Here is a 24,573-nt window from a genome sequence, read left to right on the forward strand (position 1 = left end):
TTGTGCGGCGACGCTGGTTTACTGCAGCGTTGCGGGGATGGCGATGGGCTCGCTCAGGGTGCCTGAGGTCGCGTTGATGTTGAGGGTGAAGGTGCCGGTGACGGTCTGCTCGATGGTGTTGGAGCTGGGGCTGGCGGTGTCATGCTTGTCGCCGGAGTACTTGGCTGTGATGGGATGCGTTCCGACGGCGAGGCTGGTGGTGGTGAGGGTGGCTACGCCGCTGGTGACCGGAACGGCTGAGCCGATGGCGGTGGCTCCGTCGTAGAAGGTGACGGTTCCGGTGGCGTTGTTTCGCGACTGGAGGTTGGCCGTAAGAGTTACGGTGCCGCCGGAGGCGACCTTGGTGCTGGCCGAGGACAGGACGAGGGAGGTGGTTTTGACGGAGGTTCCGCCGCAACCGATGACTCCGCCGAAGAGGCCGAGGACGAGCAGGACAGCGGACAGGTTGTAGAAGCGGCGGCGGTTGGGGATGCAGATGAAGAAGAGCCCGGCCATCGCGACGACTCCTGAAGCTGCGAGGAGCGGGTTGTGGTTGGAGGCGGTTGCCGTTGCTTCGCCGGGAGCGACCGTTGTGATGCTGATGGTGCCGGTGGAGCCAGGGGCGACCGAGGTGGAAGCGCAGGTGACGCCTTCGGGCAGGGTTCCGCCGCAGCTCAGGGCGATGTCGGCGGTGAAGCCGAGGATGCTCTGGGTGCTGACGGAGACGGTTGCGGTCTGACCGGCGGTGATGGCGAGCGCGTTGGGGGTTGCCGAGTCAGTGAAGCCCGGGCTGGTGACGAGGATGGGTGCGGTTGGAGCGGAGGTTGCGCTGGCCCAGTTGGCATCGCCGGAGTAGACGGCGGTGATGACGTTGGAGCCGGTCGCGAGGACTGGAGCCAGCGTTGCCAGCAGCGTTCCCTGGTTGCCGCCAGTCACACCTTGCGGAGTTCCGAGGGCGACAGCAGCGGCGCCGTTGACCGAGTCGTAGAACTGGATGGTGCCGGTCGGAGCGGGAGCGGTTGCTGAAGCTGGGTTGGGGTTGCCGAGCAGGGCGGTGACGCTGGCCTGACCACCGACTGCGACGACGGAAGCGAGGGGTTGGACAACGACGGTCGGAACACCCTTGTTGACGGTGATCGCGACTTTGGGGCTCGATCCGGGGGCATAGTTGCCGTCTCCGCCATAGACTGCGTAGACACTTTGCGCGCCAGGGGTATCCCACTCGACGAGGCCGGTAGCTTTGCCGTTGGTGAGCAGGAACTGACCGCCGACCTGCCCATACTGGTTGTACAGCGTGACGTAGCCGATGGGGGTTGCCGTGCTGCCGGGGGTGGTGGAGATGGCGGTGACGTTGACCTGGCTGCGCTGGCCGAGGGCAAAGGTGGTTCCGCCCAGGTTGATGCCGAGACCCATCTTCTTGGTGCCGGAGTTGACCAGGGTAATGATTTCCTGGGTCGAGTGCTGCCCGCCTGCTGTGTAGTTGTTATCGCCAGCGTAGGTTGCGATGAGGTTGAAGTCGCCTGGAGCCGGCGAGAACGGGATGGTTGCGACCCCGGTCTTGTCGATGGTTGCTGTGCCGAGGACGGCGCCGGTGTCATCGCGGGTCAGCGTAACTGATCCGGTGGGAGGAATGCCGGGGTCACTGTTGAAGATGACGTATCCGATGACCGGGGTGTTGGCAACGGGTTCGACAATGTTTGCCCGCGTTTCCCAATAGGCGTGGCCCTTGGTGACGGTGAAGGGGATGGTGGTGGTGCTCGGTTGAAAACTGCTGTCGCCGGAGTAATCCGCCTGAATGCTGTAGGTGCCTGGAGGCAGATCGCATTCGGTTTCCGGACCGCAGGTGATGTAGATCAGGCCGGAGTTGTTGACGGGGTAGGTTCCGAATGTCTTGCCGGCGATGCTGAGCTTGATGGTGCCGGTGGCTGCCGTGGATCCTGAGGCGCCGGCAACCTGAACCTGTACCCAGAAGGTATTGCCCAGGAGGGTGTTGCTGGTCTGGATGATGGGCTGTCTGCCCAGGATGAAGAAGCGGCTGGGGGCGAAGGTTGCTCCGGCGAGGCTGCTGCTTTCGGACGTGACCGTTACCGAGACGGGCTGCGATGCGCTGGCTTCGAAGGTGGTGTCGCCAGAGTATTTCGCGGTGACCGTGTAGGTGCCACCGGGCAGGTCGATGCTGCTGGTGTTGTAGGCGCCGGTTGTCAGCGGGGTGGTGAGTACCGGTGTGTTGGAACTTGTCACCAGCAGGACGTCTCCGGTTGGGGTTCCTGTTCCGGATGCAGGTGCCACGGCTCCGACGATGGTGACAGGGGTGCCGTGCGCGAAGGTGGTTTTGGAGAGCTGGAGGGTGGTTGCGGAGCTGGCCGTCGAGGATGTTCCCCATGCCGCGATGAGATTGGCTACATCGACCGAACCGAGACCGGTGCCGAGGTCATATCCGTTTGTGGCGGCGTGGCCGTCCATCTGGCTATTGGGGAAAAATACGGCTGCCGGCAGCTGTACACCAACCTGGACGGGCTGATCTGTGCCCTGGCAATCCTGATTGCCGGAGAAGCAGGCGACTGCGTTTGAACCGCTGGTGACGTCGTTGAAGACGCAGGAGCTGGCCTGGGTGGGATCGGTGCGCTTGCTGGAGTCGCAGCTGTTCCTGGATTCTGCGGCGATGTTGTAGAACTGGTAGTTCGCCAATCCCTGGAAGAGGCCGTGCTTGGATTCGACCAGGGCGAGGATGCCGGCCATGGAAGGTGCTGAGGCCGAGGTGCCGCCAATGACGTTGGCGTTCTGAATGTTCAGGCTGCCGTCGTTGTTGGTGGTCCATTGGCATCCGCCTTCGAAGCAGAAGGTGTAGCCATCGTGCGCGGAGGCTGCGGCGAGCGAGACGTCGGGAATATCGCGAACGCCATCGGCTGGAACGCCGGGAGCGGTTTGCCACGAGGGCTTCGGGTATCCGGTAGCGCAGAACTCATCGCCGGAGTCGTCCGTGGTTCGACTGACGCAGGAGCTGGCGCCGCCACTGCCGGCGTAGCTATCGACGTTGTAGGGAGCGAAGTTACAGTTGGTCGGTCCGAAGGGAATGCCTTCGGTGCATGACTCGTTCCAGACGGCTTCGGGGATGTAGCCCTTGGCGGAGCTCTGATCGGAGTCGTTGTTGGTGAGGTTCCAGTAGGTGGTCAGGGTAGCGTCGTCAAATTCGGTGCCACCGACGGCGGTGTTGTACGGGGTGGAGGCGATGCCACTGACGCCGAAACCGTAGACAGTGGAAGGGGAGCCAGGGTTATTGCAAGCGGCTGCGCCGGAATCGCCGGTAGAGACGAAGACGGAGATGCCTTCGGAGGCTGCCTGCTGCCAGAGCAGGTTGTAGAAGGCGACCTGAGTGTCGGACATGAAGGCTTCGCAGAGGCCGAAGCTGACCGACATGATGGGCGAGAGGGCATTGTCCACGATGTAGGTTGCCGCTACGTCGACGCCGTCGGTGGCACCCGTGGATGCGCCGACTACGAAATTGATTTTAGCTTTGGGTGCGACTGCGCCGGACCATTCGACGTCGAGTGTGGCTTCGACATCATCGCCGGAGACGTCGCCTGGGTCGGTGGTGGCGTAGAGGACGGTGGGGTCGTTGAAGGGAAGGCCGAAGAGCTTGCGGAAGGCTTCGACGTCGGAGAGTTCAATGTCGGAGCGTCCTACGATGGCGATGGAGGTGCCGGTGCCATCGACGCCTGCGGCGATCGAAGACTGCGAATCATAGATTTTGGCGAAGTCGCCGGGGGTGAGGAAGGTTTCCGTCTGGTCGCCGTTGATGGTGGTAGCTGGCTTGGGGTTGTTGTTGCCGGTTGTCGCCTGCGCGGTTCCAGTGGCGTTGGTGCGTACCAGCTTGCCGGATTTATCGCGGGTGATCTTGCCGGGGGCGATGTGTTCTGCCTGGGAGAGGAAGTTGTTCACGCGGATCACGCCGGAAACGGCGGGGGTGAGGGCGGCGGGGATCGACAGGCTGGTGGCGTTGGCGATGTGTTTCTCGCCGTTTACCGAATACTGGTGGATGCTGGTCTGGAAGGCCGATTCCACCTGGCTGGCGGTGCCGGAGAAGCGAATCCAGTTCTTGCCCTTGGCAACCTGGTCCACGGTAAATCCGCTCGACGAAAGCCAGCTGCTCACGGTCTGGATGTCGGCATCGCCTACGCCGTAGCGGGTGGCGTATTGCGCAGGGGTGAGCCACTTGTGGAAGCTGGGCGAGTTGGGATTGTGCATGTCGCTGACGAGCTGCTTGAGCGCCGCGGCCTGGTCCTGCGTCGGGTGCAGCAGGAGGATCATGTCTTTCATGGGAGTGCCCGATTCGGCGCGACCGCGGTCGTTGGCGGAGTTGGCCAAAGGATGGACGGAGTTGCCGATGACCGTTCGCTGTGCGGGATTGACGGCGGTGGTGATCTGGGGCCTGGGCTGAGCTTGCGGCGAGCTTTGCGCCGAGGCGGCAGAGACGCCGGCGACGAGCAAGAGTGCAGCGGCCGCGCGACAGAGTTGCCTGGCGATCCAGGCCTTGCGAATGTAGTTTCCAATCCTCATGGTGTTGCCTCCGAAAAATGTTTCTGTGCTGAGCAGCGTGTTTCGATCAAGTGTTGCGGGGAAGTTTTGGGGTTGGCTGCCGGTGGGAGTTCCGAGCTGCGCTGGCAGAGTTTTCAAGAAGGTGGATCTCTGGCTCCCCGGCACGTGGCCCGGAAGGATGCATGTAAGTGGGACCGGCTTTATGAAAGCTGGAAGAAACTCTGGCCAAAGACTAGCAACAATGTGCTGGGATGACCGGCATCTTAGGGATAGTTTTGGAAGTACCCAAAAGGGTAGGTAGGAAAAGTTACGCAGAGATATTAAGTGGATTTATACGAGATATAAACAGCGGCGTTCAGGACATCGACGTTTTAGCTATCCAGGAGGCCTCGCTGAATGCCGATGACGACGGCCTGGGTGCGATCGCTGGCTTCGAGCTTGGACAGGATGTTCTTGACGTGCATCTTGACGGTGTTATCGGTCACGAAGAGGAGTTTACCGATCTCCTTGTTGCTGTTGCCCTTGGAAATGAGGCTGAGGACTTCGAGTTCGCGGTCGGTGAGCTTGCGGGAGGCGACGAAGTAGGCGAGTTTCTCGGCTGACTCCGAGGAGAGCGCTTTGCCGCCGCGCGCCACGTGGCGGACCTGTTCGGCGAGGGTGGCGCCATCGATGCCCTTGAGCAGGTAGCCTCGCACGCCGAGGGCGATGGCGGTGTGGATGGATGCGTCTCCCTGGGCAGAGCTGAGGATGATGATGCGGGCGGCGGGGTCGGTTTTCAATACGGAGCGGACGACGTCGAAGCCGCTCTGGTCGGGCAGCCGGAGGTCGAGGAGCATGACGTCGGGCCGTTGTGCCGCGTACATCTCGATGGCCTGGCGGCCGTTTGCGGCGAGGCCGGTGATTTTCATGTGGTGGCGTTCGAGCACGCCGGCGAGGCCCTCGCGGACCATGGGGTGATCGTCCACGATGAGGACGGTGATTGTGCCGGGGATGGCGAGCGATTCCGGCAAGGACTCAGAGGGCTGGGTTTTGGCTTGGTGGGGTATTGGGTTCATTCGGCCTGCTTGTTTCGTATGTGGTTGGTGCTGCGGCATGGGTGGGGTTGGAGTGGCGGCGGAGAGTGTTCCACCACCGCCAGGTTCGCTGCCGGGTCAGGACGCGAAGCGTGATGCGCGTGCCTTTACCGGGTGCGCTGAGGATCTCAATGGAGGCGCCGATGCGTTGCGCGTGGGCCTGCATTCCTGGAAGCCCGAAGTGGCCTGGCCGCCCGTGCAGGAGGGTTTGCTGGTCGATGCCGTCTCCGTCGTCCGCGATCTCAACTTCGAGGAGGTCGGGGAGGAAGCGTACGGCGACGTGCACGCTCTGCGCGTTGGAGTGGCGGAAGGCATTGGCGAGGGCTTCGCGGCAGATGCGATAGACCTCGTCGCGCACGAGAGGGTGGATATTGCGAGGCTCTCCGGTGCTCGACAACTCGAATTCTGGCAGTTCCCCAATGCGGAACTCAGCTTCGGCATGACGTAAAACCTCGACGAGGCTGTACTGTACCACAGCGGTCGAGTGCAGACTCCAGACCATGTTGCGGCTGCGGGCGACGGTTTCGCGGAGGCGCTGGGTGAGAATGTCGAGATTGGACGAGGCTTTTTCCGGCTTTTCGGCCATCTGGAAGCCGAGAAGTTCGAGTTGCAGGACGGTGCCCACCATGTCCTGAATAACGGTGTCGTGGATCTGGTAGGCGATGCGTTCGCGCTCGGCGGCACGCTCCTGAAACTGGAAGCTGAGACGCTCGGCGCCGGCACGGGTGCGGCGGCGGGTGATCTCGACGATGAGGATGGCGGCGGCCAGGATGGCCAGCGCGAGAAACCATCGTGTCTGCCAGAAAAATGGCTTGAGGCTGAGGGTTAATCCCGCGGGCGAGGGGCTGGAGGCTCCGCTGCGCGTGATGGCTGTGACTTCGAAGGAGTACGTGCCGGGGGGCAGTGCGGTATAGGAGACCTCGCGGGAGTTGACGGCTTCAATCCAGTGATTGTCCCAACCGGTGAGGCGGTAGCGGAAGCGGATTTGCTCCGGGGCCGGGACGGGCGGGGTGGTGAAGGTGAAGGTGATGCGATGCTGGCCGGGAGGGACGGTAAGGGGCGAGGTTTCGGAGATGGCTTGTTCGTGATCGTCGACGGTGACCGAGTCGATGGATGCGGTCACGGCTGGCTCCGGACTGCGGGCTGGATCGGACTCGGGATTGAGGACGGAAAGGCCATCGGGGGTCGCGAACCAGATGCGGCCGTCGTGTGCGCGGATCGCGGTGATCTGGTTCAAGGGGAGGACGGTGTTGCTGCGGAGGCCGTCGTCGTGGGTGTAGATCTCGGGCTGGACGCGGGAGGAGCGGCCTGCGGCGAAGCCGGACCACTGCGCGTACGGGATGCGGGCGATGGCGCGGGCGGTGGCGATCCAGAGATTGTTGCCATCGTCTTCGAGAACGTCCATGACGGTGTTGCCGGGGAGGCCATCCTGTTCGGTGAGCAGGCGGGGGTGCGTGGCGGCGGAGCTGCTGACGAAAAAGACGCCGTCGAGAGTGCCGACGAGGACGCTTGCAAAGGCCGGGTCGGGCTTGGGGGAGCGGGCAATGCAGAGGATGGGGGACGGCGCGGTGAGCAGCAATTCGAAGCGGTGCTGGTTCCAGCGATAGAGCTGGGGACCGGCGGCTGCCCATAGGTCGCCGTGGCTGTCGAGGGCGAGAGTCCACAGAAGATTGGGGTCGGCGGGGAGGCCTTCGGGTGGGCCGAGTTGGGTGATTTTGCCGCTGCTTTGAGCAGGGGCGGGAGGGTCGCGCCGGAAGATGCCGCGGCGCTGGATCGTGAACCAGAGGGTGCCGTCCGGGGTGGTGATCGGCGAGCCGACGTAGCCGGGTGGGACGCCGGGAATGGTTGAGAAGTGTCCGTTGCGGAAGGCGTAAATGCCGTAGTCGGCGATGGCGACGAGCGGGGTAGAGGATGCGGGTTTTGAGGTTTCGTTTTCCGCAAATCCTCTTACCTGGCCGATGCGCAGACCTGAGGTGCGGGTGAAGTGTTGCCAGGGTTGCAGTGGATCGGCGGGAACGTGGGCGATGCCGCTCTCGAGCGTGCCGGCCCAGAGCGTGCCGTCCGAATGCTCGAAGATGGATTCGAAGTGGGATTTGGGAGCAGTCTGGTCGCCGGAGTAGGTGGTGAAGAGTCCGTGATGGAGGCGTTGCAGGCCGGAGATGGTGCCGATCCAGATGTCGTGGCTGCGGTCTTCAAACAGGACGCGGGCATCGTTGCTGGCGATGCCGTCGTCGGCGGTGAGGGTTTCGATGCCGGTTGCGGCGGCTGAGGCTGGATCGGTTTTGCGGCTGAGGCCGTGGAGGCCGCCGGAAGCCATCCAGAGTTGATGTTTGTGGTCGACGAGGATGTTGACGAAGTTCCCCAGGCCGGGATTCTGGACCTCAACAAATCCTGGATGACCGGCGGAATTTCCGGTGAAGCGGAAGAGCTTGTGACCGTCTCCGGCGTAGATCGATCCGAAGTCGTCGGCGTAGAGCATGCGGACTCCGGTTAGCGGGTAGCGCGTGGCAGGAGTCGAAGGGTGGGCGACATTTTTGATGGCGAAGACTGATTCGCCGTCCGCGAGCCAGAGGGTGCCGTCTGTACTCTCGGCGATATCGCGAATGGCGAGCGCGCCGGAGGGTAACGGGTGGGGTTCGAGGGTGTTGTTGCGGGTGAGGTAGAGATGCTTTTCGCCGTAGACCCAGACTTCTCCGGTGCGGCTTCGCGCAATGGCATCGAGGCGATGCAGTGACGCGGGAGGCTTGCCGGCGACGGGGATCTGCTCGAAGCGGTGGTGCTCCAGGTGGAAGAGGCCGGCTCCGGTGGCGGCCCACAAGCCGTTTCCGGCGTCGGGTGCCAGACCGCCGATGTTGCCGTGGAGGGCTGCGGGCAGGTCTGGTCCGGGGGCACGAAAGCGCAGGCCGTCAAAGCGGACGAGGCCGTTCATGGTGCCGATCCACAGGAAGCCGTCGGAAGTCTGGGTGATGGCGCGGATGAAGTTTTGCGGCAGGCCCTGATCGGTGGTCCATGTGGTGAGAACCTGGCGGTGAAGGGAATCTGTTGCGGCGACGGTTGCGGGAGGAACGTCGGCGGCTTCGGCAAGGGATGGGGCGGAGGCTGCGAGCAGTGCCACGATGGCCGGGAGGATGGTGCGACACAAATGCCGGAGGGGCGTGCCACGGCTCGGGCGCGAGGGAGATTCCGGGCTGGACTGCGGGTGAGCCGGGGTCTGGCAGCTTTCGTTCGACCAGCAAGGATAAGCCCGATACGTACAGGACGATGTGTGGTTCCGGGTGGTCATCGCGCTCCGCTTGGAGAGATGACTGGAGGTTCCACATCACGGGCTTGGGTAAGGGCCGTCATCGAGTCCAGCATACTGGAAACGATCGGACTGTTCACGAGCTGAGAGCTTAGTGGGTTGAGCGTTTGGACTCACTGCCAGCCGGTGCGGCTGCCTTGGTCGTGATGACATAGGCAGCGGAGGCTACGGCGGAGTTGGTGTGTCCTGTGGCGACGGCGATGGCTTTGATGGTTTCCGAGGCGGAGACGGTGATGGCTGCTGTGTACTTGGTGCTGGCGGTGGTCGGGGTTGTTCCGTTGGTGGTGTAGTAGATGGCTGCGCCGGTGGTGGTGCTGGTGAGTTTGACGGATTGTGCTGCGGTGTAGGTTCCAGCTATCGGCGAGAAGGTTGGGGTGGCTGCCGGGGTTTGGATGACGTAGGCAGCGGAGGCTACGGCGGAGTTGGTGTGTCCTGTGGCGACGGCGATGGCCTTGATGGTTTCCGACGCGGAGACGTTGATGGCTGCTATGTACTTGGTGCTTGCGGTGGTCGGGGTTGTTCCGTTGGTGGTGTAGTAGATCGTCGCGCCGGTGGTGGCGCTGGTGAGTTTGACGGATTGGGGTGCGGTGTAGGTTCCGGCAGCGGGCGAGAAGGTCGGGGTGGCTGCCGGGGTTTGGATGACGGCTGGGCTAGGCGGAGTTGGTGTGTCCGGTGGCGACGGCGATGGCCTTGATGGTTTCCGAGGCGGAGACGGTGATGGCTGCTGTGTACTTGGTGCTCGCGGTGGTCGGGGTTGTTCCGTTGGTGGTGTAGTAGATGGCGGCGCCGGTGGTGGCGCTGGTGAGTTTGACGGATTGGGGTGCGGTGTAGGTTCCGGCAGCGGGCGAGAAGGTCGGGGTGGCTGCCGGGGTTTGGATGACGTAGGCAGCGGAGGCTACGGCGGAGTTGGTGTGTCCTGTGGCGAGGGCGATGGCTTTGATGGTTTCCGAGGCGGAGACGGTGATGGCTGCTGTGTACTTGGTGCTGGCGGTGGTCGGTGTTGTTCCGTTGGTGGTGTAGTAGATGGCTGCGCCGGTGGTGGTGCTGGTGAGTTTGACGGATTGTGCTGCGGTGTAGGTTCCGGCTATCGGCGAGAAGGTCGGGGTGGCTGCCGGGGTTTCGATGACGTAGGCGGCGGAGGTGACTGCTGAGTTTGTGTAACCCGTGGCCGCTGCGATGGCCTTGATGGTTTCTGAGGCGGAGACGGTGATAGGTGCCGCGTATTTGGTGCCGGCGGTGGTCGGGGTTGTTCCGTTGGTGGTGTAGTAGATGGTTGCGCCGGCGGTGGTGCTGGTGAGTTTGACGGATTGGGCTGCGGTGTATGTTCCGGCTACGGGCGAGAAGGTCGGGGTGGCTGCCGGGGTTTGGATGACGTAGGCTGCGGAAGCTACGGCTGAGTTGGTGTGTCCTGTGGCGACGGCGATGGCCTTGATGGTTTCTGAGGCGGAGACCGTGATAGGTGCCGTGTACTTTGTGCTGGCGGTCGTCGGAGTGGTTCCGTTGGTGGTGTAGTAGATTGCTGCGCCGCTGGTTGCATCGGTGATGGTGACCGTTTGAGCCACGGAATAGGTGCCTGCCACGGGGCTGAGGACGGGCGTGGCTGCGGTCGGTGTTGTGGTGCCGGTCAGGCGGATGGTGGTTGAAGTGCTGGTGTTGTACAGGCTGTCGCCGACATACTCGGCATCTACTAGGTGAGCGCCTGAGCCGGTTGGGGCGACTTTGGTGGCGGTTGCGCTTGCTGTCTGGGTCAGCTCGTCGGCTTCCACGGTGAGCGTGCTGCCGGTGGTTGCTGCGATGTCCTGATTGGTGACGGCCAGGTCTGTTAGTCCGGTGCCGGAGAAATCGCCGCTGACTACGTTGACCGGGTTGATGCCGGTTGGCAGCGGTGTCGGCTGGGCTGTGAAGGTGCCGTCGCCTTTGCCTTGAAAGATGGTGACGTTCTTGTCGCCGCTGTTGACTACGGCGAGGTCGGCAATGCCGTCGCCGTTGAAGTCGCCGACGGCAATCGAAGTGGGAGCGTGGCCGGTGGTCAGGGTGGCTCCGGTGGTGAGCGTCTCGTTGCCGTGGCCGAGAAGGATGGAGACGTTGTTGCTGCCGTTGTTGACGACGGCCAGATCAAGGAAGCCGTCGCCGTTGAAGTCGCCGGTGGCGAGGGCGACGGGGGTAGTGCCGGTGTTGTACGATGCCGAGCCGGGGAAGAAGAATCCCTGGCTGTTGTTCTGGAAGACGGTGACATTGTCTGCGCCGCTGTCCGCGACGACGATATCCGGGTAGCCGCTGGTGTTGAAAGGGCCAACGGCTACGGCCAGGGGATAGTTGCCCACCGCATTGAGCGTGGGACCGCCGAAGGTTCCCTTGCCGGTGCCCAGAACAGGGGCGAAACAGTAGACGCCGTAGATGACCCCGGTGATGACGAAATCCTGGTTGCCGTCGCGGTTGAAGTCTCCTGCCGCAACCGCCGTAACATTGGCTATTCCGCCGAGGCTGAACGGGGCGCCCACGGTGCCGCCACCCTTGCCGTCGCCGAGGAAGAGGGCAGCGTTGTTTGTGCCGGTGGTGGTGTTGTCGACGGTGAGGATGTCGAGCGGGCCGCCTGTGACGAAGGGGGCGGCGATCATTGCCTGGTTGTTGGGCAGGCTGGTGAAGTTGGTTGCTGCCTTGAAGGTGCCGTTGCCGTTGCCGAGCAGGATGCTGAGGTAGCCGGTGATCGGCTGGCCGCTTCCGGTGGAAATGCCGTTGGTACCGATGGCGAGGTCGGGGATGCCGTCACCGTTGAAGTCGGCGGTGAGGATGGATAGCGGCTGGGGCTTGGTTGCGGGATTTTGTGTATTGACCCAGACGGACTTTGCGGTGCCTGTGCCGAGTGCGGCGGTTGCAAGGACGGTGTTGCTGTTGCTGGTGTCGCGGAATTCGACGTTTCCGGCTGGTGCGGTTGAGACTGCTGTGCCGGTTACGGTGGACGTGAGGGTGTAGTTGCCGGCGCTGCCGGTCTGGGCGATCGTGGTGGTGGTGGCTCCGTAGACGAGCAGAGGCTGGGCGGTGGATGTGCTGGCGGCGTCGGTTGTGGTGCTGACAAACTCCGCTTTATAGCTGTGACTGCCGGGGCGGGGGACGAAATTCAGTGTGGCCTTTCCTGCGGTGCTCAGCGCGGCGGTGCCGAGCAGATGGATGTCCGAGCAGAGCTTCGCTGTGGCGTCGCAGAAGTTGACCTGGCCGAGCGCGACGGCTTTTCCTCTTGCGGTGACGGTGGCTGTCAGGGTGACTACCGCGCCGCCATTCACAGATGAAACGCTGAGGCCGTTTGCGGTTACAGACAGGGCTGTCGTGGTTGCTGCCTGCGCGGCCAGGAATGCTGGCGTTGCCAGCGAAAGAAGGATGAGCGCAAGGAGAGGAAGCGTGTGCTGCGCTTTCCATCTATTTTGTATTGCGGGATGTTTCGTCATCGTCTGTTTCCTCGGCCAGGTGGGCAAGGTGGATTGAGACCGTGCCCGCAACCGTTCTGCTTAAGACTGCGTGTTTTGGCGCAATTTTCCCTCACTGATGCTGAGTTCGCGTGGCGAGTCCTAACAGAAAGACATGGTTGTGCACGCTACGGCAACTGGTTAGGCTGATGCTCCGGGCCGAATGTGCAATGGTGCAAGGCCGCAACCCGCCGATTCCGACTTTCCACACGACGCTAGATCGCTCCGCAACCGCGGGCGCAGGAGAACTGTCATGTCCGCATCCGTTCCAGTTTTGCAGCAGCACACGGCGCTCGCTTATGCGGAGTTACGTTCGATTTTCACCGAGCTTCCGGAGACGCCGGTGATTCTGCGCGCTTTCGAGTATGCGCGGGATCACATGTCGCACACTTTGTTCAACCATGTGACCCGGTCGTGGATCTTCGCCACCAAGGTCGCTGCTGTCCGGAGGGAAGCTTTCGATGCCGAGGTGGTTGCGGTCTCGACCCTGCTGCACGATATCGGGCTGACGCCGCATGGTGACGGCCCGAACCGCTTCGAGGTCAATGGCGCTTCGATCGCCGGGGCATTCGTACGCGAACTGGGGTTCGATGATCGCCGTGCGCAGCTTGTATGGGATGGGATCGCGCTTCACGCGACGGAGTCGATCAGCCTGTTCAAGGAAACGGAGGTAGCGCTGTCGGCGCGCGGTATCGGTGTGGATTTTGGAACGGCCGATTATTATGCGCTTGATCGCGCGGAGATCGATGCCGTGGTGGCCGCGGTGCCGCGTTTGAACATGAAGCGGGAGTTCGCTGCGTGCGCTCTGTCTCTCGCGCAGACAAAGCCGGAGACGACGTACGACAATTTCATTCGGGACTACGGCGAACGATTCGTACCGGGCTACAAGGTACCTTCCTGTGTCGACGCGATTGCCGGCGGTCCGTTCGAGGAATAGCGCTGCGTCGTAGCCGCTGGAGTGGGTGACCGTTTCTGACCCGGAGCCCGCATCCTTTCGGTGAAGCATTGCTGGAATTGTGTTGACAGAACCATAACCGTTTGGTTATGGTTTCTGCGTGAAGACGGTAGATGCCAATCCGGTTTTTCGAGCGCTGGCGGATCCGACGCGACGGGCTCTTTTCGAGGAGCTGACTCGGCGCGGGGAGCAGACGGTGCATGCGCTGACGCGGTTCTCGGGGGTTTCGCAGCCGGCTGTTTCGAAGCACCTGACGGTGTTGAAGCGGGCGAGCCTGGTGCGGCACCGGCGCGAGGGGCGCGAGACGCACTATCGCGCGCACCCGGATGCGCTGGCGCCGATGGTGGATTGGCTGCGGCATTACGACGCGTTCTGGAGAGAGCGGTTTGATCGTCTTGAGGCGGTGCTGGAGGGGATGGAGTGATGAGTGACTCTGGTGACGGTACGCGGAGTGTGGTGATCGAGCGGGTGTTTCGGCATGCGCCGGAAAAGCTCTGGCGGGCGCTGACGGAGAGTTCGCTGATCGCGCAGTGGCTCCTGAAGAATGACTTTGAGCCGGTGGCTGGTAGGAAGTTCCAGTTCAGAAACGAGCCGATGCCGCAGTGGGACGGGGTGATCGAGAGCGAGGTGCTGGTGGTCGAGCCGTTGAAGCAGCTCTCGTATACCTGGAACGCTCTTGGGCTTGATTCGACGGTACTATTCACGCTGACTCCGGTGGAGGGCGGGACGCATCTTCGCATGGAGCAGTCGGGCTTTCGTCCGGACCAGGAGCAGGCATTCAAGGGTGCGGGCTACGGGTGGCGGAACTTTCTTGGCGGTTTGGAGAGGTTGCTGGACGGAGGTGGGTTGTGAGGGCTCTGAAAGGATTTGAGTGATGATGGATGCTTCCGAATTGATTGATGCGAAGGTCAAGGGGTTTGCCGATTGGCGTGGGGAGATGCTGGCGAAGGTGCGTGGGATCATTCATGCGGCGGACCCGGAGATTGTGGAAGAGGTGAAGTGGGTCAAGCCTTCTTCGCCTGCTGGGACGCCGGTGTTTTCCCGTGGCGGGATTGTCTGTACGGGGGAGACGTACAAGAGCGTGGTCAAGCTGACGTTTGCCAAGGGGGCATCGCTTGAGGACCCGGCGGGGCTGTTCAATTCGAGCCTGGAGGGGAATGTGCGGCGGGCTATCGACATTCACGAGGGCGAGAAGGTGAATGAGGCGGCCTTGAAGGCGCTGATTCGCGCGGCGGTGGCGCTGAATCTTGCGGGTAAATCGAAGAGCAAGCCGAAGGGTAAGTAGTTGGCTGGTGAACCGCTAGCGGCTGTGGTCTTCGATCAGGACTGCGTCTGAGACTGGCTTTACGGTGACTGCGCCGAGGTATTTTCCGGATGGGCTGACCATGATGGCTGCCAGATGCGAGTTGCGGAATTCGATCTGCTTGGTCGGGGATGCTTCTTTTGCGTCGGGTCCGTTCAGGGGCAGGTCGTAGATGGAGTCCGAAGCGTTGCCGCGCACGATGAAGAAGATGTGCTGGTCGTTGAGGGCGAAGGTGAGGGAGCGAGATACCTTCAGGGTTGGCGGGATGGGGAGAGTTGCGGTCTGCTTGCCGGTTGCGAGGTCGGCGAGGATGAGAGACTGCTGGCTACCCGAGTGGTCGGTCCAGGCGGCCTGCTTGCCGTCATGCGAGATCGCGAACCAGACGGAGCCTTCGCCAATCTTCTGCGGAGTGCCGCCTTCGGCTGACACGCGGTAGATGGCTGCTTTTCTTATCTCGCTGTTATCGGCGTAAACGACCCATTTGCCGTCCGTAGTGCAGACGGGGAGGATGTCTTCCGGGCCCTGGGAAAGCTGTTTGAGATTGGAGCCGTCGGCGTTCATGTGCCAGATGCCGATGTTCTTTTCGGGCGAACGGCTGCCGGAGGCGACCAAAGAGGACGTGCCGCAGCCGCTGGGTTGCAGGAACTGCATGCCTCGCGGGGTCTGGATTGAGGTTTCCTGGCTGGTGGCGAGGTTTTTGATCTTGAGGCCGCCTGCGGTGGTTGAGCCGATGATCTCTGTCTCGCTTCTCCAGCCCAGAAAGTCGGACCAAGGGAAAGAGATGACTTCTGGGCTGGCTGCGAGCAGGGGGAGTTCGAAGCTCTGGAAGTGAGCGTTGTTGTCGGACTGACGGGCGGCGATCGTGGAGCCGTCGGCTGTGATGCTGGGGCTTACGTAGGAGTTCAGGTCATGGGTGATCTGGGTGTGTACGCCGCCGGGGTAGGAGATCGCGACGAGCGACGGATACAGATTGAAAGGAGTCACGGCATCGGCGAGGATTCCGCTGCCGTCTGCCTTCCAGGAGAGAGTGATGTAGATCTCCGTGCCCTGGGGAGATTCATAGAACGGCTGCCGCTGGCCGGTTTTGAAGTCGAGGATGGAGATGCCGCCGACTTCTGCGGAGAGTGCGGCTCTTTGCCCATCGGGGGAGCAGACGACGGTGTTCGGCGTGGGGCGTCCGCCTTTGGCTAATGTCTTTTCGTTCCTGCCGCTGTCGGCGTCGGCGGCGAGGACTGCGAATTGGTCTTCTCCGTTGCTGCGGAAGAAGCAGATCTGTTCGCCGTTGTTGAGAAATGTGATTGGACCGTCGATGTCGTTGAGGATGGTGGTGGGTTCGCCGCCGAGGAGCGGAATTCGATACTCCAGGGTGGTTTGAGCCGAGGTGCCCTGGGGATGGCCGCGGTAGTAGAGGTAGCTGTCGTCGGGCGAGAAAGTGATATCGCTGAAGAGCGTCCTGCCGCCCTGGACGATGACGCGGGAGTTGCCGCTGTGGAGTTCGAGGACGGAGAGGGACTGGGTACCGGGGGCGTTCTGGGAAACGAAGGCGAGGAACTTGCCGGAGGGCGAGATGGCGGTGAGCTGGACATCGCCTGAGTTGGTGAGGCGGCGCATGGACGCGTTGCTGAACGGCGCCGGGCGGAAGATACGCCAGATTTGCCAGCCGGCAAGAAGGATCAGGACTGCGGCGAGGATGCCAGCTACGACGATCTTCTTCGCTCGTAATGGGCTGGCCTGCAAGGTGCTGGCTGCGGTTGCCGCTGGGGAGGCTGGGTTTTCCGGTGCGGGCGGTGCTGGGGCGGGATGGCTTTCCGGGAGCTGTTCGGGAGCTGGAGCGTCGAGGGCGACCGGGGTTACGCCGAGCTGGTAGCCGATGCCGGGCAGGGTGATGATGAAGCGGCCACCGGTGGCTTTGTCGGTGAGGGCTTTACGCAGGAGGAAGATGCTTTGCGTCAGGTTGGACTCTTCGACGAAGGCGTCCGGCCAGATGGCCTGCATGAGCTCTTCCTTGGGGATGACTTCTCCGGGGCGGGCGATGAGGGCGAGAAGGACCTCAAACGGCTTTTGCGCGAGCGGAATCTGCTCGCCGCGGAGGCGGATCTGGCGGCGCGTGACGTCGACCTCGTACTCACCCAGCTTGTATAAAGCGCTCATAACAGGGGGATTGTGCTTGCGGACTTGCCGGTTGAGAACAATTGATACGGCTTGATCCTAACATGACTCGGATTGAGGACGGCGAGGGACGCGGCGGGGGATAAAGGATCCAGATGTGGCGCGCTGAGGCCGTCACAAATTGATCTGGAGACGATTCCCATGAAAATGCTGCTCAAGTCTGTAGCCCCGATGCTCGCCATTGCCATGTTTCAAGCGCCTGCCAAGCCGCCGATGAAGATGGGGCTGTGGGAGATGACTGGAACCTCGAAGAGAATTCTGCCGGATGGGACGGACAAAGCTACGTCCAGCGTCTATCGCAACTGCGTGACTCCGGCGAACTGGCTGAAGATGATGGGGCCGACTGCTCGCGAGGCTTGTCCGAAGGTGAACGAGGCCTGGTCGAAGGACGACTACAGCTTTGATGTGGAGTGCTCGGGAAAACCGAAGATGGCGAGTGTGCGAGTTCACTTCGACAGCCAGGACAGCCAGCACGGGAGCATGGACCTGTCCGCGATGCCGGATGGGACGCCGCTGAAGATGCACTCGGAATTTGAGGGGCACTGGGTGGGCGCGGAGTGCGGCGACGTTTCGCCGGATCATCCGGTGCTGGTTCGCTAACGGGTCACTGTCATTCGGCCCGCGTTCTGGACCCTCAGGTAGCCCTTGAGGCTCTGCGCTGTGGGCAAGCAGTCCACTTTCCTAACTATGGTTGAGGTGATGCATGTCGATCCGCTCTCTTATTTCCCGGGCAGGCTGGTGGCCGGCCTGTTTCTGCGCCTGCTTTGCGCTTTCCGCTGCTCATTCTCTGACGGCCCAGAAGCAGCGCATCACCACGGAAGCTGACCTGCCGCGTTTCAGTTACCCTGTACACGGCACGATTCAGGAGTTCCTGAACTCTTCGCCTGCGGAGTTTGCCGATTTTGCCCGCCCGGTGCTCTCGGATATCGATGCGACGCTTGCGAAGTACCAGATTGATGACCATGCTGCGCTGCGGAAGCTGCTGCAGGCTAGGGTTGACCTGGAGATTATTCTTGGCGGGAACGATGCGGATGCGTTGAAGACCGTTGCGCAGATTCGTGATCTGGAAGATAAAGCTACGGCAAAGCTGGTGGGGAATCTGAGCCAGCAGGCGTATCTGCAGGCGCGGATGAAGTCGAAGGATGTGAGCGCTTCGGGGTGTCCGGTGGGCTACGAGCCGATCTATCAGGCTGCGACGGAAGCGTTGCCGTGGGCGGCGGTTGGCGGGGACCAGAAAGAGTCGAAGAGCTTTGTCGAGCTGATGAGCCCATCGTTCATGGCGGGTCTGGCGGAATCGGTGCTGGGACCGACTTTTGCCAAAGAACATGCCGTGGGCCTGGGCGCGGCTGAGTTGCTCGCGAGAGCGCGGGTGCAGCTGCAGATTACGCTGCCATGCAAACAGGAGACGCTGAAGGTGCTGAGCGCGTACATCCTGAAGAACGATGTCGCCAAGCCTTCGATCTGGGCGGAGCGCGAGGCTGTGCTGCCGCCCGTGGAGAAGCTTACGCCGGTCAACGTGGCGATCTGGGATTCGGGGTTTGATACGTCGCTGTTTCCTGGACGGCTGTACGTCAATCCTGATCCTGCGGACGGCGATCCGCATGGCGTGGCGTTCGATGTCTTTTCGCGGCCTACGCATGGGGAACTGATTCCACTGACCGCGCAGGAGAAGAAGAATTACGCGGCGTCTGTCGAGCAGATGAAGGCGTTTGGCGATATTGAGAGCGGTGTTGACAGCCCGGGAGCGACGGCGTTGAAGGAGAAGATCGGCAAGCTTTCTCCTGCGGAGGCTAAGGCGTTTTTCGATGAGAACGCGATCCTTGACGGGTTTGCGCATGGCACGCACGTGACTGGAATTGCCGCTCGCGGGAACCCGGCGATCCGGCTGGCGTATGCGCGCATGACCTATGACAATGGCAATCCTCACATGCCGCCTACCGAGCAGCTGCTGAAGGATACGGCGGATTCGTATGCTGCGGCGGTGGCGTGGTTCCGGGCGCACCATATCCGGGTGGTCAACATGAGCTGGTGGGACCGGCCGGCCAACATGGAAAAGGATCTTGCCGATAATGGGATCGGCAAGGATGCGGCGGAGAGAAAGCAGATGGCCATGCACTTCTTTCAACTGGAGCGGGATTCGCTGTATGCGGCGCTCAAGAGCGCTCCTGAGATCCTGTTCGTGACGATTGCGGGCAACAGCAACCAGAACAATGATTTTGAGGAGGATTGTCCGTCGTCGTTTCGCTTGCCGAACCTGATCGTTACCGGAGCCGTGGATCAGGCTGGGGATGAGACCAGCTTTACCACGGTGGGCGAGAACGTTCTGGTGGACGCCGACGGGAATGCGGTAGAGAGTCTCGTTCCGGGAGGGGCTACGGTGAAGATGTCCGGCACGTCCATGGCTGCGCCGCAGGTGACGAATCTGGCGGCGAAGCTGCTGGCGATTGACCCGAGGCTTTCGCCTACGGAGCTGGTGGCGCTGATCCGGGATGGGTCCGATAAGAGCGCGGATGGAAGGCTTCGGCTGCTGAATCCGAAGAAGTCGGTCGAACTTGCGGAAGCAAAGATGCATTGAGTGGTACGACCGGCGTTTGAGAATCCGTTGGGTTCTCGAACGCCGGCCTGGTTCGATCGTGGACTGACCTGGCGCTGGCGGCTTGTCCATGCCATCGATCCGGGCGAACTATTCACACCATCAATCCACACCATTGATTCACACCATTGATTCACGTCAACGATTGACGTCAACTGTCCACGCAACGGGGAAGTGATCCGGTGTCGACCTGTTATGGTCAGTGCAAGACCGGTCCCGATGAAGCAATTGGACCGGTTTCTTGACACGACGGTGCGGGCATTGATGGGTAATTTTGCGCAGGTCTGGAAACAGTCTTTAAGGATGTTGCTCAAGGACCCGGGGTTCTCGTTGGCCGCCATCGCATGCCTTGCATTGGGTATTGGCGCCAACACTGCCATCTTCAGCGTGGTGAATACGGTCGTGCTGAAGCCGCTCAGCTATCCGGACTCGGATCGCATGGTGGAGTTCTACCATGTGTCGCCAAAGGGCACCGACGTGCTGGCCTCGAACCTGGCTTCGATTCCGGCGTTTCGCGTGTACCGCGAGCAGACCAGTGTGATGCATGATATTGCTGCTTACGACTTCACCAGTCCTGGATTCAACCTGACGGGGGACAGGCCGGAGCAGTTGCGGGGCATTCATGTGACGGAGGCGTACTTTCGGCTGTTTGGGGCGAAGCCGATTCTGGGGCGGACGTTTACCCCGGAGGAGGATGCGCCGCATGGCGGGAAGGCCGTGGTGCTCAGTTATGGATTCTGGAAGCGGCGGCTGGGCGGCAATCCTGCGATTGTGGGAACGGCGCTGCCGCTGGGCGGGGAGCCTTATACGGTTGTGGGCGTGATTGGGCCGGAGTTCTTTTCCGATCCTGAGGCGGATATTTGGTTGCCCTTCCAGTTTGACCTGGCGAGCAGCAACTTCAATTCGTTCTTTCAGGTTGCGGGACGGCTGAGGCCGGGAGTCTCGCTGGCGCAGGCCAATGCGCAGATGAAGCTGGCCACGCAGGAGTATTACCGGCTCCATCCGACGCCGGAGAACTATCAGGCGGTCTTTGCCGTGGAGCCGTTGAGTGACCTGATTATTGGGGACGCTCGCAAATCATTGCTGACGCTGCTGGGGGCGGTGGGGCTGGTGCTTCTGATTGCCTGCGCGAATGTGGCCAATCTGCTGCTGGTGCAGGCTACGGGGCGCAAGCGGGAGTTTGCGATTCGTTCAGCGCTGGGGGCGAGCCGGGCGCGGATTGCGCTGCAGTTGCTGATGGAGAGCCTGCTGCTCTCGCTTTGCTCGGCGATTGCCGGGTTGGCGCTGGGATTTCTGGGGGTGCGGGGTCTGCTCCTCATCAATCCCGCGGGACTGCCTCGGATCGGCGAAAACGGTGCGGCGGTGGTGTTGGATTGGCGGGTGACGGTGTTTACGCTTGGGATTTCCGTGCTGACGGCTGTGCTGTTTGGGCTGCTGCCAGCGGTCTCGGTGGCGAGATCAGACTTGAACTCCGCGCTGAAAGAGGGTGGCAGCCGCGCAGGGACGGGATTCCGCCAGGGGAAAGTGCGCGGATTGCTGGTGATCAGCGAAGTTTCGCTGGCGCTGGTGCTGCTGGTTGCCGCTGCTTTGTTGATGCGGACGTTTGCTGCGCTGCGAGGGGTGGATCCGGGCTTTGATTCCGGGCATGTGCTTACGCTTGAGATGTCGATGACCGGGGAGGCGCTGCATACGACGGCGGGCATTGCGAGGCTTTCGCGGGAGGGCCGTCAGCGGCTGAATGGACTGCCGGGGGTTGAGGTTTCCGCTACCACGGTCTGGCTGCCCAACAAGGTGGATGACGCGCTGCCGTTTGAGATTGTGGGGCGGTCGGGGGACGGGCGTTATTCCACCAGCCGGTGGATGAGCGTTTCGCCGGGGTATCTGAGTGTCTTCAAGATTCCGCTGCTGCGGGGGCGGGATTTCCGGGAGACGGACGATCTGGCTGCGCCGGGGGTGGTGCTGATTAATGAGGCGATGGAGAAGAAATTCTGGCCGGCGCAGGATGCGGTGGGAAGGCAGATTATTGTGGCCAGGGGAATGTCTCCGGAGACCGACGAGCCGGCGCGGACCATCATTGGCGTGGTGGGGGATACGCGGAATACGGGGCTCGCTCAGCCGGCTGATCCAATGATGATGGTGCCGACGGCGCAGGTGGTGAGCGCCTACGCTGCGGCCTATTCGGATACTTCGGCGCTGCTGTGGGTGGCGCGTACCCGCGGGGATCCGCACCAGGTGGTGGCTGCCGTTTCGGAGCAGTTGCGGCTGGCCGGGAAGGGGTTGCCGGTGGCGCATATCCGCACGATGGATGAGGTGATGGAGCAGTCGACGGCGCGGCAGAGCTTTCACATGTTGCTGCTGATGATCTTTGGCGGGGTGGCGCTGGTGCTGGCGGCGATCGGCATCTATGGGATGCTGGCTTACTCTGTCGCGCAGCGGACGCAGGAGATTGGGATTCGCATGGCGCTGGGGGCGGATCGCCGGGCGATTCTGAGGATGATTCTGGGGCAGGGGATGACGCTGGCGATTGCGGGGATTGCGCTGGGAATTCCGGCTTCGTTCGCGCTCAATCGCTTTCTTGCCGGGTTTCTGTTTGGGGTGAAGCCGTGGGATCCGGTTACGTTTGTCGCTGTGCCGCTGGCGCTGGGGATCGTGGCGCTGTTCGCGGTGTGGTTGCCTGCGATGCGGGCTTCGCGGTATGAGCCTATGGATGCTTTGCGGAGGGATTAGGGGGCTCAACGTGCCCCCGAAGCCGGCGAGCGGTTATGGCTTCTGAGAGGATGCCGTCTTTTGTGTAATGGGCGACGAGGTTAGCTATTTCATTGCCGGAGGTAATGGACCTGCAGAAGGGCTTGTTGGTAAGAGCTGATGACGCCTACTCTTCTGAGGGCAACCAGGAGTTGCTCCACCGGATATAGATCGATGACACCATCTGAAATGCGGCAAACTGCCTTAATGAACTCATCGTTGTGCAAGCGACGAACAGATAGGCCGCGCGTCTTGGCCGTTGATCTAGCCCACTTGGCAATGCCATCGCGGTCGCGATGCGCAACAAGTTGGATTTCCTGATAGAAAAAAAGGCTGTATTCGTTGAGGAAGGCTGGATTGGCATCAGATTAGTCGTTAATGTCATGAACCTCCCCTAGTAGCCTCAATTTTATTGAGATTTCTTCGCGCGGTGACCTTATATAAAAAGCTATTTGTGCAATCGGAGAGGATTTAACATATCGGGAACAGGGAATATATGAATTTCCAACTTGGCAAGGTCTTTATCTCACATACGTCAGTCGACAAGCCATTCGTTCGCCGTCTGGCCTCACGTCTGGGCAAGGAGCAGTTTAGCGTTTGGCTTGATGAACATGACCTTCTTGCCGGTGACCCTTTATCTGAGACGATCAGTAGAGCCTTAGAGGCGGCGAAGGTGATCCTCGTAGTGGTATCGAATGCGTCTGTCTCATCGAAATGGCTGAGATATGAACTCAACATCGCGACCGAGAAGATGATCAAAGGCGAGTGCCGCGTAATTCCAATCGTAATCGACGACGCACCATTGCCTCCTGAAGTTCGCGGCCTCCTCTATGCGGACTGCCGTAAAGGGCTAGCGACGGGCGTTTCATCTATCCTCACCGCTCTAAAACATGAGGCTCGACGAGCTGAAATGCAGGCTAGCTTCACTGCACGCATAGATAAACTCGTCGAGGAAATATTCGAAGGCCACAGTTTTGTGAGCACTACAGAGTATAGAGGGCGCGACTGGGAAGTCGTCGCTGTCCCTATTCCTGATCTAGATGGCGACTACCAAGACGCCTTTTATGACGTTATTCCTGATTACAGGAAGAGTTGGGGCGATCCTGAACCTCTTGATGAGAATTGGCTGACAGAGTTCGAGAGAGGCGTCGAGGATACGCAGTGCGATTTCGCGCTCATTGTTTCTGAACGACCAGTACACTTCAAAATAGATCACCGTTCCTCGTCCTTCCCAAACGTCGGTCTACGTCGATTCAAATGGGAACCGCCCCTTGACATGACACGCCGTCAGTTGGTTGTCGTTGATTTCTCTAAAATCCAAGAAGAGGAATTCCAAAAAGAAGCACTGCGCGCAGCAAAAATCTTGCTATCAGAGTGCAGTGAATTTAAGAACGTAGAGATCAAAAGGTTGCGCGAGAAGGTGGCAAAACGATGACTCTCTAGGGTAGGGATTGCAAAAGTAATGAGGTGATATTCAGAAGTAGTAATTTTTCAAAGTTTTTTCGATATCGGAGGCAAACCCGAGTGCCAATCCATTGCATTCCGGGCGAGTTCTTGATATCGTAAGAAGGTTCCACAAGAGCGGCTTTGCGCGTGTGTTGTAAGCGGCGAAGCTGGCAGGCGGTTCCCGAGTCGGTTACTGGAAGTGGTTTTCGGTGACGGGTGGTTGGGAAATCGTTGGGATTATGGTCCGGGTTGAATAGCCGGATTCCCCAGAAGTCCTTGAAAAGACTCGATCTTGTGCGAGTTGGACTTGTTCGCTACGGTGCTTGCGACCCCCTTCTCCTAGAAGGCTATGCAAGCCGAAACCGCGGAAACGGAATCGACCTTCCCTGAAAAGGGCAAAGCGTACGGTCACCGTCCTGGTTTTCGTCTGATTTTGGTACGAGGGCAGACGCGAAGCAGCTAATTGGGGCTTCCATGCGTGTAAAAGCGCGATGGGAAGCCTAGAAGCTGTGCGCGCTTGTCGATTTGAACGGTTTTTGTTTTACGAGTTTGAGGAGTTGCGGTTTGCCTACATTCAATCAGCTGGTTCGCAAGGGGCGCACGGCGCCACGGTACAAGACGGCCTCTCCTGCGCTGCAGGCCTCGCCGCAGCGTCGCGGAGTTTGCACGCGTGTTTACACCCAGACCCCCAAGAAGCCGAACTCGGCGCTGCGTAAGGTAGCCCGTGTCCGCCTGACCAACGGGATCGAAGTTACGACCTATATCCCAGGCATCGGCCACAACCTGCAGGAGCACTCGATTGTGCTGATCCGCGGCGGCCGTGTGAAGGATCTGCCGGGCGTGCGCTATCACGTGGTTCGCGGAACGCTTGACTCGGTCGGCGTGGCCAACCGCAAGCAGAGCCGGTCCAAGTATGGAGCCAAGCGTGGCAAGGCTGGCGCGGCACCTGTCAAGGGCGGCAAGAAGAAGTAGTTTCGACGATTCAGTTGTAACCGCCCGGATAGGGCTAAGG

General features: G+C 61.1%; 15 protein-coding genes. 9 read left to right on the plus strand and 6 right to left on the minus strand.

Features of this window, described 5'->3' with window-relative positions; translation table 11 throughout:
- Positions 1-18: 18 nt before the first annotated feature.
- The 5 genes from AC5S27_RS05710 to AC5S27_RS05730 form a co-directional block, all read right to left on the minus strand.
- Positions 19-4,536, minus strand: a complete 4,518-nt coding sequence (locus tag AC5S27_RS05710) for an Ig-like domain repeat protein (RefSeq protein ID WP_493933598.1) — start codon at positions 4,534-4,536, stop codon at positions 19-21.
- A gap of 350 nt (positions 4,537-4,886) precedes the next feature.
- Positions 4,887-5,570 carry a response regulator gene (locus AC5S27_RS05715; RefSeq protein ID WP_493933599.1) on the minus strand — a complete coding sequence of 228 codons (684 nt, stop codon included), beginning with the start codon at positions 5,568-5,570 and terminating at the stop codon, positions 4,887-4,889.
- Complete coding sequence (locus AC5S27_RS05720; RefSeq protein ID WP_493933600.1) at positions 5,530-8,871, minus strand: sensor histidine kinase; 3,342 nt, start codon at positions 8,869-8,871, stop codon at positions 5,530-5,532. Before AC5S27_RS05720 ends, AC5S27_RS05715 begins: the two co-directional genes overlap by 41 nt.
- Before the next feature lie 109 nt (positions 8,872-8,980).
- A complete protein-coding gene (locus tag AC5S27_RS05725; protein WP_493937276.1) occupies positions 8,981-9,529 on the minus strand; it encodes a chitobiase/beta-hexosaminidase C-terminal domain-containing protein in 549 nt (182 codons plus the stop codon).
- A 10-nt stretch (positions 9,530-9,539) separates the two neighbouring features.
- On the minus strand, positions 9,540-12,332 hold the full coding sequence (locus tag AC5S27_RS05730) for a chitobiase/beta-hexosaminidase C-terminal domain-containing protein (protein ID WP_493933601.1): 2,793 nt from the start codon (positions 12,330-12,332) through the stop codon (positions 9,540-9,542).
- 271 nt (positions 12,333-12,603) lie between these two features.
- Between AC5S27_RS05730 and AC5S27_RS05735 the strand changes: the two genes are divergently transcribed.
- The 4 genes from AC5S27_RS05735 (at position 12,604) to AC5S27_RS05750 (ending at position 14,590) form a co-directional block, all read left to right on the plus strand.
- Positions 12,604-13,287: an HD domain-containing protein gene (locus tag AC5S27_RS05735; RefSeq protein ID WP_493933602.1), complete on the plus strand. Its 684-nt coding sequence runs from the start codon at positions 12,604-12,606 to the stop codon at positions 13,285-13,287.
- 118 nt (positions 13,288-13,405) lie between these two features.
- Positions 13,406-13,729, plus strand: a complete 324-nt coding sequence (locus AC5S27_RS05740) for an ArsR/SmtB family transcription factor (RefSeq protein WP_493933603.1) — start codon at positions 13,406-13,408, stop codon at positions 13,727-13,729.
- Positions 13,729-14,157 carry an SRPBCC family protein gene (locus tag AC5S27_RS05745; protein WP_493933604.1) on the plus strand — a complete coding sequence of 143 codons (429 nt, stop codon included), beginning with the start codon at positions 13,729-13,731 and terminating at the stop codon, positions 14,155-14,157. The genes AC5S27_RS05740 and AC5S27_RS05745 overlap by 1 nt, the downstream gene beginning before the upstream one ends.
- Positions 14,158-14,179: 22 nt before the next feature.
- Positions 14,180-14,590 (plus strand): DUF1801 domain-containing protein, encoded by a 411-nt coding sequence (locus AC5S27_RS05750; RefSeq protein WP_493933605.1) that lies wholly within the window; start codon positions 14,180-14,182, stop codon positions 14,588-14,590.
- A 15-nt stretch (positions 14,591-14,605) separates the two neighbouring features.
- Here AC5S27_RS05750 and AC5S27_RS05755 read toward each other — a convergent pair whose 3' ends face one another.
- Complete coding sequence (locus AC5S27_RS05755; protein ID WP_493933606.1) at positions 14,606-16,759, minus strand: winged helix-turn-helix domain-containing protein; 2,154 nt, start codon at positions 16,757-16,759, stop codon at positions 14,606-14,608.
- Between the two features lie 159 nt (positions 16,760-16,918).
- On the opposite strand from AC5S27_RS05755, the gene AC5S27_RS05760 reads away from it, so the two are divergent.
- The 5 genes from AC5S27_RS05760 (at position 16,919) to rpsL (ending at position 24,533) form a co-directional block, all read left to right on the plus strand.
- On the plus strand, positions 16,919-17,377 hold the full coding sequence (locus AC5S27_RS05760; protein WP_493933607.1) for a DUF3617 domain-containing protein: 459 nt from the start codon (positions 16,919-16,921) through the stop codon (positions 17,375-17,377).
- Between the two features lie 103 nt (positions 17,378-17,480).
- Complete coding sequence (locus tag AC5S27_RS05765) at positions 17,481-19,352, plus strand: S8 family serine peptidase (RefSeq protein ID WP_493933608.1); 1,872 nt, start codon at positions 17,481-17,483, stop codon at positions 19,350-19,352.
- Between the two features lie 237 nt (positions 19,353-19,589).
- Positions 19,590-22,097 (plus strand): ABC transporter permease, encoded by a 2,508-nt coding sequence (locus AC5S27_RS05770; protein ID WP_493933609.1) that lies wholly within the window; start codon positions 19,590-19,592, stop codon positions 22,095-22,097.
- 514 nt (positions 22,098-22,611) lie between these two features.
- The gene (locus tag AC5S27_RS05775) at positions 22,612-23,550 is read left to right on the plus strand and encodes a toll/interleukin-1 receptor domain-containing protein (protein ID WP_493933610.1); all 939 of its coding nucleotides are present in this window, start codon (positions 22,612-22,614) and stop codon (positions 23,548-23,550) included.
- Between the two features lie 575 nt (positions 23,551-24,125).
- A complete protein-coding gene (gene rpsL, locus AC5S27_RS05780; protein WP_263358927.1) occupies positions 24,126-24,533 on the plus strand; it encodes a 30S ribosomal protein S12 in 408 nt (135 codons plus the stop codon).
- Positions 24,534-24,573 lie beyond the last annotated feature (40 nt).

This window comes from Acidicapsa borealis, from assembly GCF_059115245.1.

Bases quoted from the DNA above. Each gene is read 5' to 3' on its own strand.
- AC5S27_RS05710 (WP_493933598.1), bottom strand. From the start codon at position 4,536: ATGAGGATTGGAAACTACATTCGCAAGGCCTGGATCGCCAGGCAACTC.
- AC5S27_RS05715 (WP_493933599.1), bottom strand. From the start codon at position 5,570: ATGAACCCAATACCCCACCAAGCCAAAACCCAGCCCTCTGAGTCCTTG.
- AC5S27_RS05720 (WP_493933600.1), bottom strand. From the start codon at position 8,871: ATGACCACCCGGAACCACACATCGTCCTGTACGTATCGGGCTTATCCT.
- AC5S27_RS05730 (WP_493933601.1), bottom strand. From the start codon at position 12,332: ATGACGAAACATCCCGCAATACAAAATAGATGGAAAGCGCAGCACACG.
- AC5S27_RS05735 (WP_493933602.1), top strand. From the start codon at position 12,604: ATGTCCGCATCCGTTCCAGTTTTGCAGCAGCACACGGCGCTCGCTTAT.
- AC5S27_RS05745 (WP_493933604.1), top strand. From the start codon at position 13,729: ATGAGTGACTCTGGTGACGGTACGCGGAGTGTGGTGATCGAGCGGGTG.
- AC5S27_RS05750 (WP_493933605.1), top strand. From the start codon at position 14,180: ATGATGGATGCTTCCGAATTGATTGATGCGAAGGTCAAGGGGTTTGCC.
- AC5S27_RS05755 (WP_493933606.1), bottom strand. From the start codon at position 16,759: ATGAGCGCTTTATACAAGCTGGGTGAGTACGAGGTCGACGTCACGCGC.
- AC5S27_RS05760 (WP_493933607.1), top strand. From the start codon at position 16,919: ATGAAAATGCTGCTCAAGTCTGTAGCCCCGATGCTCGCCATTGCCATG.
- AC5S27_RS05765 (WP_493933608.1), top strand. From the start codon at position 17,481: ATGTCGATCCGCTCTCTTATTTCCCGGGCAGGCTGGTGGCCGGCCTGT.
- AC5S27_RS05770 (WP_493933609.1), top strand. From the start codon at position 19,590: ATGAAGCAATTGGACCGGTTTCTTGACACGACGGTGCGGGCATTGATG.
- AC5S27_RS05775 (WP_493933610.1), top strand. From the start codon at position 22,612: ATGAATTTCCAACTTGGCAAGGTCTTTATCTCACATACGTCAGTCGAC.